11 protein-coding genes and 1 pseudogene are annotated in these 12,485 nt (G+C 65.3%); 9 read left to right on the top strand and 3 right to left on the bottom strand.

The window, feature by feature from the left end:
- Positions 1-483: 483 nt before the first annotated feature.
- Positions 484-684, top strand: a pseudogene (locus ACG2LG_RS12545) (ASKHA domain-containing protein); the annotation flags it as partial.
- 47 nt (positions 685-731) lie between these two features.
- The gene (locus ACG2LG_RS12540) at positions 732-857 is read left to right on the top strand and encodes a hypothetical protein (RefSeq protein WP_396259470.1); all 126 of its coding nucleotides are present in this window, start codon (positions 732-734) and stop codon (positions 855-857) included.
- A gap of 103 nt (positions 858-960) precedes the next feature.
- Here the strand turns inward: ACG2LG_RS12540 and ACG2LG_RS12535 are convergent, their stop codons facing one another.
- The 3 genes from ACG2LG_RS12535 to ACG2LG_RS12525 form a co-directional block, all read right to left on the bottom strand.
- Positions 961-1,401: a YkgJ family cysteine cluster protein gene (locus ACG2LG_RS12535; protein ID WP_396259469.1), complete on the bottom strand. Its 441-nt coding sequence runs from the start codon at positions 1,399-1,401 to the stop codon at positions 961-963.
- 364 nt (positions 1,402-1,765) lie between these two features.
- Positions 1,766-6,742 carry a M6 family metalloprotease domain-containing protein gene (locus ACG2LG_RS12530; protein WP_396259468.1) on the bottom strand — a complete coding sequence of 1,659 codons (4,977 nt, stop codon included), beginning with the start codon at positions 6,740-6,742 and terminating at the stop codon, positions 1,766-1,768.
- A 213-nt stretch (positions 6,743-6,955) separates the two neighbouring features.
- A complete protein-coding gene (locus ACG2LG_RS12525; protein WP_396259466.1) occupies positions 6,956-7,717 on the bottom strand; it encodes a DeoR/GlpR family DNA-binding transcription regulator in 762 nt (253 codons plus the stop codon).
- A 99-nt stretch (positions 7,718-7,816) separates the two neighbouring features.
- Here ACG2LG_RS12525 and pduL point away from each other — a divergent pair, with 99 nt between their 5' ends.
- From pduL to ACG2LG_RS12490, 7 genes are read left to right on the top strand one after another with little or no spacing between them, the layout of a single operon-like run.
- On the top strand, positions 7,817-8,488 hold the full coding sequence (gene pduL, locus ACG2LG_RS12520; protein ID WP_396259464.1) for a phosphate propanoyltransferase: 672 nt from the start codon (positions 7,817-7,819) through the stop codon (positions 8,486-8,488).
- Between the two features lie 27 nt (positions 8,489-8,515).
- A complete protein-coding gene (locus ACG2LG_RS12515) occupies positions 8,516-8,785 on the top strand; it encodes a BMC domain-containing protein (protein WP_396259462.1) in 270 nt (89 codons plus the stop codon).
- A 19-nt stretch (positions 8,786-8,804) separates the two neighbouring features.
- Complete coding sequence (locus ACG2LG_RS12510) at positions 8,805-9,083, top strand: BMC domain-containing protein (protein ID WP_396259460.1); 279 nt, start codon at positions 8,805-8,807, stop codon at positions 9,081-9,083.
- A gap of 53 nt (positions 9,084-9,136) precedes the next feature.
- Complete coding sequence (locus ACG2LG_RS12505; protein ID WP_396259458.1) at positions 9,137-10,318, top strand: acetate/propionate family kinase; 1,182 nt, start codon at positions 9,137-9,139, stop codon at positions 10,316-10,318.
- Positions 10,319-10,356: 38 nt separating this feature from the next.
- On the top strand, positions 10,357-10,662 hold the full coding sequence (locus ACG2LG_RS12500; RefSeq protein ID WP_396259456.1) for a BMC domain-containing protein: 306 nt from the start codon (positions 10,357-10,359) through the stop codon (positions 10,660-10,662).
- A gap of 9 nt (positions 10,663-10,671) precedes the next feature.
- On the top strand, positions 10,672-10,986 hold the full coding sequence (locus ACG2LG_RS12495; RefSeq protein ID WP_396259454.1) for a EutN/CcmL family microcompartment protein: 315 nt from the start codon (positions 10,672-10,674) through the stop codon (positions 10,984-10,986).
- A 13-nt stretch (positions 10,987-10,999) separates the two neighbouring features.
- Complete coding sequence (locus ACG2LG_RS12490; protein ID WP_396259453.1) at positions 11,000-12,448, top strand: aldehyde dehydrogenase; 1,449 nt, start codon at positions 11,000-11,002, stop codon at positions 12,446-12,448.
- The last annotated feature ends 37 nt before the right edge of the window (positions 12,449-12,485 follow it).

Below are 12,485 nucleotides of genomic sequence, written 5' to 3'. Positions count from 1 at the left end.
AGAAGGCTGCACAGATGGGTTTCCTCGTCGAGATGGTAGCGACCCGGACTCTCGACCAAAGGCCCTTCCGACACGAACCAAGAGCCGTCAAACGAAGACCGAAACCTTTCCCGATGCTCACCGCTCCGCGCCATGAGTTCGTCGAGATCCCGCATCGCTCATCCTACCGAAAAGTGGCTTAATCCCGTGCCATTCGGGTCCCGTCTTTCAAGCACAAGCATTGACTCCCGGCGGTCGAAGGGGTCTCGAAGGGGGTCCTCGCGCGTTAACTTTCAGGGTTGTTGCTACGGTGCTCATTGTAGTTTAGGGCGGAACGGCCCGCTTCTTTCCTTCGGCTTCCTGAATATGAATAGGGTCGGTTCGTGAAATGCGGCGTTGACTACTGCAATTCCAGTAGAATCGAAGACCCTCCGGACCCCAATCCAGATGCCAGGCATTCTGTAGTCGCGGGTCGTCGACGACGCCCCGGAGTGGGTCGTCGAGATCCGGCGGGATGCCTTCGTCACCGAAGGTGACGTCGCCGAACTGCTGCAGGCCAAGGCCGCCATTGCCGGCGGCGTCGCGACGCTGCTTGAGCAGGCCGGCATCACCGCCGACGCCCTCGACCACCTGACCATCGCCGGCGGCTTCGGCTTCCACCTTGGCAAGGAGGCGGCCACCAGCACCGGCCTCATCCCCGCGGTCCCGGCCGACCGTCTTCAGACCCTCGGAAACACCTCGCTGGGGGGTGCATGCTTCTCCTGCTGCACGGCAGCTCCCAACCCCTCGCCCCTCTCCTTGGCCATTGCGAGTGCATCGAGCTCAATCAATGCAGCAGCTTCGAAGACCACTACATCGACCACCTCGGCCTGCCCTGAAAGCCGCCACCCCGACGCCGCGTTCGCGCAGGCTCTTGCCGCAGCCTCCCACACGGCCAAAGAAAGACCCGCCTCCCGATGTTCTCGGTTCATCCCCTACCGTTCACGCCGCGCGGCGGTCCGGCGCGGGAGCCTCGGGCGGCGAATCGTCGTCCGGCTGGTGCCAGCCGGGCGCGAGCGGCGGCAGCCCGAATTGGGCCCGGGCGCGGTCGCAGTCGGGGTTCGGCTCGCCGTTTTCCCAGGCTGGCTGGAAGGCGCGGCAGACCGACGGGCGCAGCGGGTGGATCGTGCAGCGGACCGACGTTCCGACTTCGCCCTCGAGCGCGTTGCAGCGCACCGGAGAGCAGGTGGTGCCGCGCATCGCGACGCGGTGGAGGTCGACCGGCTCGGCCAGCCCTGTCGGCACGGTTCCGCCGCCGGCATCGGTCTCCATCCAGTGGAACGACACCCGGAAGAACGCGCAGCATGCCCCGCAGGCCAGGCACGGATTCGCCGCGAGGGCGGAGGGGTGGACGGCGAGGACGCCGGGGCCGGGCAGGGTCATGAGGATTTCGACACCGCGGCCTATGCCCGGGACGCGCGGCTTTGGCAAGCGGGGGAGTGGCGCTTTCCAGGCCCCATGACAGGGCCGGGCGACCTCCAGGTCGCGGATGCGGGTCTGCCGCCATCCGGCCGGGTGCTTCCGGCGGCCACAGGCCGCCACTGCTCAATACTCCCGCTCGAGCAGGCCGGCGGCGATCGGTGTGGTATTGTTGTGTTGGGCGAGGCTCGTGGAGGCAGCGGACCGTCGTGCCTCCCGCGGTCGCCGAGGTCAACGATGGGGAACGCGATGGCAGGAGAGCAGACGATGCCGGTTTCACAACCGGCGCTCCGCCCAACGCCGCGCCCGTCTCCGACGGGACGCGTGGTCAGGGAACCGGGGTGACTTCGACCTGGAAGAAGCGCGCCTTCCGATAGGTGGAGAGCCAGAAGGGATAGACGATCTCGACCAGCTGATAGTCGCCGCTCGGATCCTCGGCGAGGACCTGCGGCGGGGTCAGCCAGGGCGGGCTGTCGTCGCTGGATTCCCAGTCGGTGAGGTTGGAGCTGAAGCGCCAGGCGTAGTGGACGCTGCCGGAGGTGTCCCGATCCTTGCGCCGCATGAAGCGGGCGGTGAAGTTGACCCCGCCACCGCTGGAAAAGGTGGGGGTGACGACCCGCGGAGTGCCCGGAACGGCGTCGCTCGCCCCGCCGCCCCAGCCGACCGGACCGGCATCGCTGAGGGTGGGATCGGTGCCGAAGGCAAATTCGAGCAACTCGGTGAGGGTGTCGCCGTCGGTGTTGCCCTGCTGATCGGCCGTAACGCCATAAGCGGCGGCCCAGCCCATGAAGGCGGTCGGCGGGTTCACCACGATGGTGACCTCGTCGAAGGCCGGGCCATTGCCGTCATCCACCGTGAGGCGCAGAATGTAGGTACCCGCGGCGGTGAAGGTCGCAGTGGTGTGCAGGGCGCCCGGGTCCGCAAAGGTCACGCCCGCCGGGCCGCTGACCAGACTCCAGGTGGTCGTGAAGCCGTCGCCCTCGGGGTCGGCGACCGTGGCATCGGAGAGATCCGCCACCGCGCTCATGCCGGAGCCCCCGGGCACGGCGCTCTTGTAGGGATGGGCGGCCGGCAGCTTGCCGGTGAGGCCCCACTTGTGGGCGAGGTAGCCCTCGAAGCGCTGCTTGTCCTCGGTGCCGACCGTGCCGGTGCACATGATCACCTCGGCGATGTCACCGCCGTAGTAGCCGTGATTGACCACCTGTCCGATCCGTCCTCCGCCGCTCATGGTGCCGATGTTGCCGGCATTGGTGGAACTCCCCTGCGAGGTGGCGTTGGCGAAGATTTCCTTACGCGTGGAGGGCAGCCAGACGTAGTTGAGCAGGTTGGCCTCGTTGTGCACGAACTCCGGGCTGATGGCGCCATACCAGTCGTTGCTCCAGTAGTTCATCCGGTAGCTGGTGTTGCTCCTGAAGCCGACATGCAGGCTGTTCGCGCCCTGGCTGGCATTGGCCGCGCCGTAGATGTCGGTGTAGTTCGTCGCTTTGGTGACGATGAAGGTCGAGTGGGAGGTGCCCGCCAGGAAGTCGAGGTCGACATTCAGGAAGTCGGTGGCGCCGTCAAAGGTCAGCACGCTCATGGAGTTGAGGCCGCCCGCGGTGAAGGCGGGCTGGGACGAGGCGGTGGCCTGGGAGGCGTGACGGCTGTTGCCGCTCTTGTCGCGCCACTCCGAAACGGTCGAACCGTTGAGGGTGATCTTCGTCGTGTCACTGGCATCGAGCCACAGGGCGGTGGTGGTTTCCTCCGGGGTCCAGGGCAGGTCTTCGGAAAGATAGACGACACGGTCCGCTCCCGCATGGACAGCCGGAGAGGCGTTCCACGCCGCGTAGAGGGTCGTGTTCGCATCGATGTTGAAGCTGCCGCCGGCCGCGTAGCCGGTGCCGTTGCCGTCGGACTGGGTATTCCAGCCGGAGAAGCCGAAGCCGGTCCGGGTCAGGTTGCCGGTGTTGCCGGAAAGCGTGAGCGGCACTCCCTGGGTCTTGACCTGGCTGGAGGGCACGCTGCCCCCGGTGTTGCCGTTGCCATCGAAGGTCACGGTGTAGGTCGGCACGGCGGTCCACTTGGCGTAGAGGGTGACGTCGGCATCGGTGGCATAGGTGCCACCCGCCGCGTAGTCGGTACCGGTGCCCGCGGCGTTGGTGTTCCATCCCTCGAAGGCGAAGCCCGTCTTGACGAGGTTGCCGACATTCGTGGCAAGCGTGAGGTCGATCCCCGCGGTCTTCGTCTGGTCGGAGGGAACACCCCCGCCGGTGTTGCCGTTGCCGTCGTAGCTCACGGTGTAGGTGGCCACGGCCGGCGTGAAGACCACCTGATCGACCCAGCCCGCGTCGGAGTTGCGGTCGACGCTGCCATCCTTGGTGTAGGCCCATTTGACCGTGTTGATGCCCGCGGGAATGGTCACCGTTTTCTGCACCCAGTCGACGTTGCCCGATATTCTGGCCAATGAGCCGCCCTGCTCGACGTCGTTGAGGTAGAACCTCAGGTAATCGTAGCTGGACTCCGAAGACACCTTCCACCAGAAACTCAACGTTCCCTCCTGGCTCAGGGTGGTTTCCATCGACGAAGTCTGGCTGTGGGTGATGAGTCCGCTCTGGGCCGCATCCACGCCGTCTTGGGTCGTCGTGGTCTGCCGGAACCACGGGGCATCGCCGCCGCTTGACCACGTCAGGCCCGTCGTGTCGACAGCCAGCGCGATCAGGTCCTGGGCGATCGTGAAATCGCCGAAACTCTCGTCGCTCTTGGTCGGACTCTCCACGCTGGTGACGCGGATCCTGTAGTCGGAGCCAAGGGCCTGTGCTCCGGGAACCATCCAGGTGTGGGAACCGTCGTTGACCGTGCTGACCGCGATCGTGGAATCCAGCGAGCCTCCCTTGAGCAGCTCGATCCTGACGTTTCCGCCCAGGGTCGAGGCCCAGGTGATTTCATGAGTGCCGTCCACGAACCAGGTCTCCCCGCCGTTCGGCGCGGTAAGGACCATGTCGACATCGTCCACGGTGAAGGAAACCGGAATGCTCAGTGGCGAATTGCTGGCGGAGGCCGAAGTGATGGTGATGGTGTCGTTGTAGGTGCCGGGCGCCAGGCCCGTCGCATCCAGCGAGATCGTGACCAGATCCTGCTCGGTGGCGACCGTGCCACTGGTGCGATCGAGCGCCAGCCATGACTGGGTCTTGGAGAGCGTGTAGGCGGCCGTGCCACCTCCCGTGTTGCTGAGATTGAACCGGTCGGTGGGTCCGGTCGCTCCCGAGATTCCGGCAAGCGAGAAAGATCCGGGGCTGGCCGCCAGCGCCGCCTGGCTGTCCACGGTGAGCGTGACCGGGATGATCGCGCTGCCCGCGCTGCCACCATCCACCGTGATGCTGGCGTTGTGCGTGCCGGCAGCGAGCCCGGAGGTGCTGTAGGTCACGGCGATCACATCCGCCTCGGTGGTGGCCGTGCCGCCGGCCGGTGAACAAGACAACCACCCGGCATTGTCCGACACGCTGTAGCTCAGCGTTCCGCCCGCCTTGTTGAATACCGCGAAGCTCCCACTCGCGGCGTTCCCGCCGAAATCGACCCTCGGGTTCAGTTGGGCGATCGTGACACCCGTCACCGGTGTCGTGGGCAGCCCACCCGAGCCGGCAACAAAGGTCATGGTGGGCCCCGGTCCGCTGATGGAGTGAATGTCCGCACCCGAGGCCACCGTGCGGCCATCCGAAGCCCAGAATCTCAGCCCCGGCGTCGTGCCGTCGGAAATGCTGTTCACGCCCGACGACTTGAAGGCATCGTCGGATCCCGGAGTGGGATTGCTGTACCAGGGGATGTCCGCCTTGGGAGTCGCCTCCACCACCAGCAGCTCAAAGGGCGTGGAATAGTCGAGGGGGCTGTCTCCGGTGTTGATCGAGGAGTAGGTGTTGCTGCCCGTTTCCAGCGCATGATAGATCACCAGTCCGTCGGCCGGGTTGGTGGAACCCGCCCCGCCCCAGGGTCCCTCGTAGCCGTCGTTGCCCCGTACTTCGAACAGGAAATACTCCTGCGAACGGGCGGGATTCCGATAACGGTAGAAGAAGTTGCGGTCCTGCTGGACCGCCCCTTGCAGGTGGCTCGAACTGTTGAGATCGACCACATCGGCCCACCCCGCATGGATCTTCAGGTAGGGATCGACATGACGCGGGTGGGTCGAGCCGCTGCTCGCCATCAGCGTGAACGATCCCATGTTCGCCGCATTGTTGTCGTAGGCATAGAGATCGGGAAAATCGCAGATCATGTGCCCGTTCTCGTGGCAGAACGTGCCGATGGTCAGGCTCGCGGGCATGTCGGTGATCTGGTAGTCATAACTGGTCGAACTCAGTCCGGTGCCGCTGAGCCCCGTCCATGACGAGCTGGACTGGTGGGGCCAGAGGCCTTCCGACCAGGCGTTGACCCGGCTGCCGGCATAGAAGATGTTCACGCCATCCAGGCGGCCGTCGCCGTTGCCGTCGCATTGGGTGAAATCAAAGCCTTGGGCCTTCAGCACGGCGAGGCCCTCCCGGATCAGGTCCCTCGCCCGGCTGCCGTAGCTCTGCGTGTTGTCGGTGTAGTAGTCCCGGTTGTTGGCCGCCGTGAACCAGGCGGTCACCGTGTTCTTGTACAGCAGCTTGCCGTTGGACTGGATCTTGAAGTAGCCGTAGATCGAGGTGGCGTTGCCGTTGACCGTGTAGGTCTCGGCGTTGCAGTAATCGTCGATCTCCGCAACGGTCTTGGTGACGTCGCCCGGTCGGTCGGGAAAGGACGCCAGCAGCACCAGCCCCACGCGCTGGTCGATCGTCGGGGACGACGGCGGCGCCGGAGCCACGGGAGGCTCCCCCCCGCCCGGTGCGGGGGCCGGATCTCCGCCCTCCGCGGCGACGCTGAGGATTTTCCCGTCCGCCTTCTCGATCAACTTCTTCCCGGGGTTGGGCCTTCCCTTGGCATCCACACGGAGCAGGTTGCGGTTTTCCAGACTGAGGCTCATCGCCTTTCCCGCCGCCAGCCGCTGACCGGGCTGAAGCCCCGGAGGTTTGTTGGCCCCCACCCTCACCCCGGTGGACACAAGCCGGGTGCCGTCGGGTGTCACCTCGGCGTAGCAGAAGAATCCGCTCTCCGGATCACGGATCACCAGATGGCCGTCATCGGTCTGCTGGTAGGCAAAGAACTCGTCACCATACAGGCGCACCTGGAAAGCCTCGCCATCCGGCTGCCGGTAGGTGAATGCCTCACCGTCATAGGGAGCCGCGTGAACCCCCTGCGAGGCGATGAAAACTGTCAGGATGAGGGCGGTCTTCCATCCGCCCGAACATGTCACTCTCATGGTTTTTCCGGCATGGTGCCTTCATGCCGCTCAATCGCAATTCCGAACCCTGACATTCAAATATCCCGTATCATGCGGATGCTTGGGGCATCGGTGACCAGCTTGGCATCGCCTGCTCACCCACCCTCCCGCACGACCCGGCCACCGGCAAGCACCTCAAGGCATATCCCTTCCCCGCATCGGATGCGGGACGGGGCATCCACCGGCGCTCCATCACTTCGCCACCACCACCTCGACCCCGCGCTCACGCAGGCTCTTGACGAAGGCCGCCTCCGCACCGGAGTCCGTGATCACCGTGCGGAAGGCCTCGATGTCGGCAAAGAAATACTCCGAGCGCTCGCCCAGCTTGGTCGAGTCGACCAGCAGCACGACTTCCTCCGCATAGCGCACCAGCCGCTCCTTGAAGGCGACCTGCTCCTCGAATCCCTCGCTGGCACCTCTCTTCAAATCGAGGCCGATGCTGGAGACGAAGGCGGTCTGCACATTGTGGCGCTTGAGCGTCACGAAGCTGTCCGCTCCGACGAAGGTCTGGGTCTTGAGGTGATAACGCCCACCGGTGGAAACCAGCTCGATGTTCTCGGTTCCGACCAGGCGGTCGAGCACCGCGTAAGCATTCGTCACCACCCGGAAAGGAAGATCCGGCAGCAGGTCCACCAGCTCGAAGGCCGTGGTGCTGCTGTCGAAAGCGTAGGTCCGCCCGGGCTCGATCCGCTCCAGCGCGGCGCGGGCGATCGCCTGCTTCGATTCGACCTGGCGGATCCGGCGCTCGGTGAAGCTGCGGAGCTTCGGCCGTCCACTCAGGCTGGTCGCCCCACCATGAATGCGGGAGACCTGGCGGGCTTCGCTGAGGACCTGCAAGTCGCGACGGATCGTCTCGTCCGTGACGTCGAACTCCGCCGCCAGATCCACCGTCCGCACCGAACCGCGCTCGTCGATCAGGGCCAGAATTTGGGTTTGTCGCTCGTTCGCCAGCATCGCTTGCCCGATTTTGTGGTTTTTTTGGATATTTTCCAGATTTATGTTGTATTTTTCTTTGGTTTTCCCATTTTCTCCCTCGGAATCGCAGATTTCCCCATGGCAAACCCACTTTCCAGCCTCTCCCGGGCCCAGGTCGAATCGCTGGTGCGCGACAGCCTGCGCCGCCATTCCGGCGGAAGATTCGCCGCCGAGGGCCCCAACCCGCTGATCGTCAATTCCAGCGCCCGCCATTGCCACCTCACGCCGGAGGCCGTCGAGACGCTCTTCGGCAAGGGCCACACGCTCACGCCGAAGAAGTGGCTCTATCAGAAAGACCAGTTCGCGGCGGAGGAAGCCGTCACCCTGATCGGCCCGCGCAGCCGGGTGATCTCCAACCTCCGCATTCTCGGCCCCTGCCGGAACCTCAACCAGGTCGAGCTCGCCTCGACCGATGCCATTTCGCTCGGCTTCAAGATTCCCGTCCGCAACTCCGGCGACATCGAGGGCACCCCGGGCTGCATGCTCATGGGCCCGGCCGGCTTCCTCGAAATGCCGAACGGCGTCATCCGCGCCGCGCCGCACGTCCACATGGCCCCGGAGGACGCCCAGTTCTACGGAGTCGAGAACAAGTCCTTCATGAAGCTCCGCGTCGGCGGCGAGGTCGGCGTCACCTTCGACAGGATTTTCGTCCGCGTGGATCCCTCCTTCAAACTCGAGGTCCACATCGACACCGACGAGGCCAACGCCTGCGGTCTCGGACCGGACACCCCCTGCGAACTCATCAAGTAAACTCCACACCACCAAACCACCAAACACATGAGCGAATCCATAGGATTAGTTGAAACCCGGGGCCTGACCGGCTCGATCGAGGCCGCCGACGCGATGGCCAAGGCCGCATCGGTCAGCCTCGTCAAGCAGGTCTCCATCGGCGGCGCCTACCTGACCGTGCTGGTCAAGGGCGACGTCGGCAGCGTGAAGGCCGCCGTTGAAGCCGGAGCCGAAGCCGCCGACCGCGTCGGTGAACTCGTCGCCTCCCATGTCATGGCTCGTCCCCACGACGACCTGTTGAAGTTTTTCGAGGCCTAACAACAACCACCAAGATATCATGGCTAAAGAAGCAATTGGAATGATCGAGTGCAAAGGCTTCGTCGCGCTGATGGAAGCGTGCGACGCCGCACTGAAGTCCGCCGACGTCACGATGACCGGCTGGGAGAAAATCGGAAGCGGCATGGTGACCGCCTTCTTCGCCGGCAACGTCGCCGCCGTGAAGGCCGCGGTCGAAGCCGGTGCCGACGCCGCCGGCCAGATCGGTGAAGTGATCGCCGTCCAGGTCATCCCCCGTCCGCACGACGACCTGAGCAAGCTCGGCAGCTGGATCGGCTGAGGATTGGAGCGCGGACTTCAGTCCGCCTCTTTTCCCAAAATCTCCGCCACCTGATGAAGATCCTCGTCGCCAACCTTGGCTCGACTTCGTTCAAGTACCGCCTGTTTGACATGGGCGGTGCCGGCGAGGCCTTGCTGGCCGAGGGCGGCTTCGAACGGGTGACGGAATACACCCCTTGCATCGAGGAGATGCTCGGGCGCCTGGCCGACGACGGGCACCTCGTCAACGACGAGGATCTCGACGCGGTCGGCTTCAAGACGGTCCTCGGCAAGGACCTGAGCGGTTGTGTGGAAGCGGATGCGCGCGTCCTTGAGGCCCTCGACGGCTTCAAGGAGGTCGCGCCCGCCCACAACCCCGCCTACGCCGAAGGCATCCGCTGTTTCGAACGCCGCCTGCCGAAAGCCCGGCGCGTGGCCCTTTTCGAAACCGCCTTTTTCCAGTGGGTCGCCCCGGCTGCCAGCCACTACGCGATCCCCAAGGCCTGGCGCGACCTCGGCATCCGCCGCTATGGATTCCACGGCGCGAGCCACAAGTTCGTCGCCGAACGCACCGCCGAACTGCTCGGTCGTGAGGACGTCGCGACGCGCGCCCGCCGGCTCTACGTCGACGGCCCCGGCGAATTCGACGGTGCTCCGCTGCGACTCGTCTCCTGCCACCTCGGTGGCAGCAGCTCGGTCACCGGCATCCGCGACGGGGTGGCGATCGGCTCGAGCATGGGCTTCAGCCCGCAGAGCGGCCTGCCGCAGAACAACCGCGTCGGCGACCTCGACTCGATGGCCGTTCCCTACGCCTGCAAGATGCTCGGCATCGATGTGGAAGAGGCCGAACGCCAGCTCAACAAGGAGAGCGGCCTGCTCGGACTCTCCGGCGTGAGCAACGACGCCCGCGACATCCGCGAGGCGGCCACCGCCGGCAATGCCGATGCGGCTCTCGCCATCGATCACCTCATCGACAGCATCCGCCACTGGGCGGGATCCTTCGTTTTCAAGATGGGTGGCCTCGAGGCCATCTCCTTCACCGCCGGCATCGGCGAGAATTCGCCACAGCTCCGCAGTCGCGTCTGCGCCGGCCTCGAAGACCTCGGCGTGATCATCGACCCCGCAAAGAACGACGCCTGCCGCGGCACCGAGGCCGAGATCAGCGCGGCTGATTCCCGCGTGAAGGTCCACGTCATTCCCGCCAACGAGGAACTCGTCATCGCCCGCGAGGTCGAACGTTTCCTCCAAGCCAACTGATTCCCATCCAACTCAACATCACCAACCCACCAACCACCATGGCCAAACAAGCAATTGGAATCCTCGAGACCAAGGGTCTCACCGCACTCGTTCAAGGCACGGACGCGATGCTCAAGGCAGCGAACGTCGAACTGACGGGCCCCATGAAGGGCGTCGGCAGCGCGATGGTTTCCGCCGTCATCACCGGCGATGTCGCCGCCGTGAAGGCCGCGATCGAAAGCGGTGCCGAAACCGCCGGACGCTTCGGCGAGGTCGTCAGCGCCCACGTGATCGCCCGTCCGCACGAAGACACCGAGACCATCGTTCCCGGTGGCAAGCCTGCGGCCAAGAAAACCGCCAAGTAAGCTCCGGCGATGTACCTCGGCAAAGTCATCGGTTCGGTCGTCTCGACCAAGAAGGACGACACCATGAAGGGGCGCAAGCTTCTCATGGTGCGCCCGATGCTGGCCGACCCCGACAATCCCGCAGCCTTCAAGCCGGGCAGCAACACCATCGTCGCCATCGACACCCTCGGTGCCGGCGAGGGCGAACTCGTGATGTTTGCCCAGGGGAGTTCCGCCCGCCAGGCCGACGGCCTGAAGTCGGTCCCGGTCGATGCCGCCATCGTCGGCATCGTCGATACCGTGAACATCCTCGGACACAAGACATACGAGGCAAAGAACAGCTAATCGTTAGATCCCCATGGCCCACTTGAGCGAAGCCGCCATCCGTGACGTGGTCACGGAAGTCCTGAGCAAGATCCAGTCCGCAAACGGCGCGCCGGTGAGTGCACCTGCCGTGCAGTCGAAACCCGGCCGTCACGGCGTGTTCGATTCCGCCGCCGAGGCCGCCAGGGCCGCGCAGGGTGGCTTCGAGCAGTTGCTCAAGGCCGGCTGGGCCGGGCGGGCCAAGGTCGTCGAGATCGTCAAGACGATGTGCTTCGACAATGCGGAGCGCTGGGGCCGGATCGAGTTCGAGGAAACGAAGATCGGCCGCCTCGATCACAAGATCGGCAAGCTGCACGGCATCCGCAACGTGCTCGGCACCGAATACCTCGTCCCGACCGGGATGAGCGGCGACGCCGGCATCACCATGGAGGAATCCGCCCCGTGGGGCGTGATCGGCGCCATCACCCCGGTCACCCACTCGATCCCCACCATTGCCGGCAACATCGTCAACATGGTCGCCGCCGGCAACGCGATCGTCGTCAATCCCCACCCCGGCGGTGCCGCCTGCGCCGCGCTGGCGGTCCACGAGTTCAACGAGGCGATCGCCGCCGAAACCGGCATCCGCAACCTGATCTGCACCGTCGAGAAGCCGACCCTCGATTCCTTCAACGAACTCTGCGCCGCCCACGAGGTCGCGCTGCTCTGCATCACCGGCGGCCCCGCCGTGGTCGATGCCGCGATGAAGACCGGCAAGCGCGCCATCTGCGCCGGCCCGGGCAACCCGCCGGTGGTCGTCGACGACTGCCATGCGCTCGATTTCGACAAGGTCGCCCGCGACATCATCTTCGGCGGTGGTTTCGACAACAACCTGCTGTGCATCGGTGAGAAGCAGATCATCGCCGTCGGCGACAGCTATTCGAAGACGCTCGACGCGCTCAAGCGCCAGGGCGCGGTGATCCTCACCAAGGCCCAGACCGAGGCCATCAAGAAGGAGGTCTTCGACATCAAGGACGGCGGCGGCGGATGCTCGCACGCCGTGCTCAACCGCGCCTACGTCGGTGCCGACCCGGCCAAGCTGGCCGCGATCGCGGGCCTCAGCATCGACCCCAAGGTCGAGATGCTCATCGCCGAGACCGAGGAGGACGACGTCTTCGTCGACGAGGAACAGATGATGCCGCTCCTTCCCATCGTCCGCGCCGGCTGCTTCCCGGATGCGGTGCGCATCGCCAAGGACAGCGAGCACAACTACCGCCACTCGGCCATGGTCCACACGATGAACGTCGCCCACCTGACCATGATGGGCCGCGAGATGGACACCACCCTCTACGTCAAGAACGGCCCCTGCACCGCCGGCCTCGGCATGGGCGGCGAGGGCTACATCAGCTTCTCCATCGCCACCACCACCGGCGAGGGCATCACCACCCCGCGCACCTTCACCCGCTTCCGCCGCTGCACCCTGGTCGACCAGCTCAACATCGTCTGAAGGGAGGGCGGACACTCCTGTCCGCCACCCGGAGCCC

Origin of the sequence: Haloferula sp. A504, assembly GCF_044385805.1 — a bacterium.
Lineage (GTDB): Bacteria > Verrucomicrobiota > Verrucomicrobiia > Verrucomicrobiales > Akkermansiaceae > Haloferula.
The sequence above is the reverse complement of the archived record's forward strand: the minus strand, read 5'-3'. Positions and strand labels throughout refer to the sequence as shown.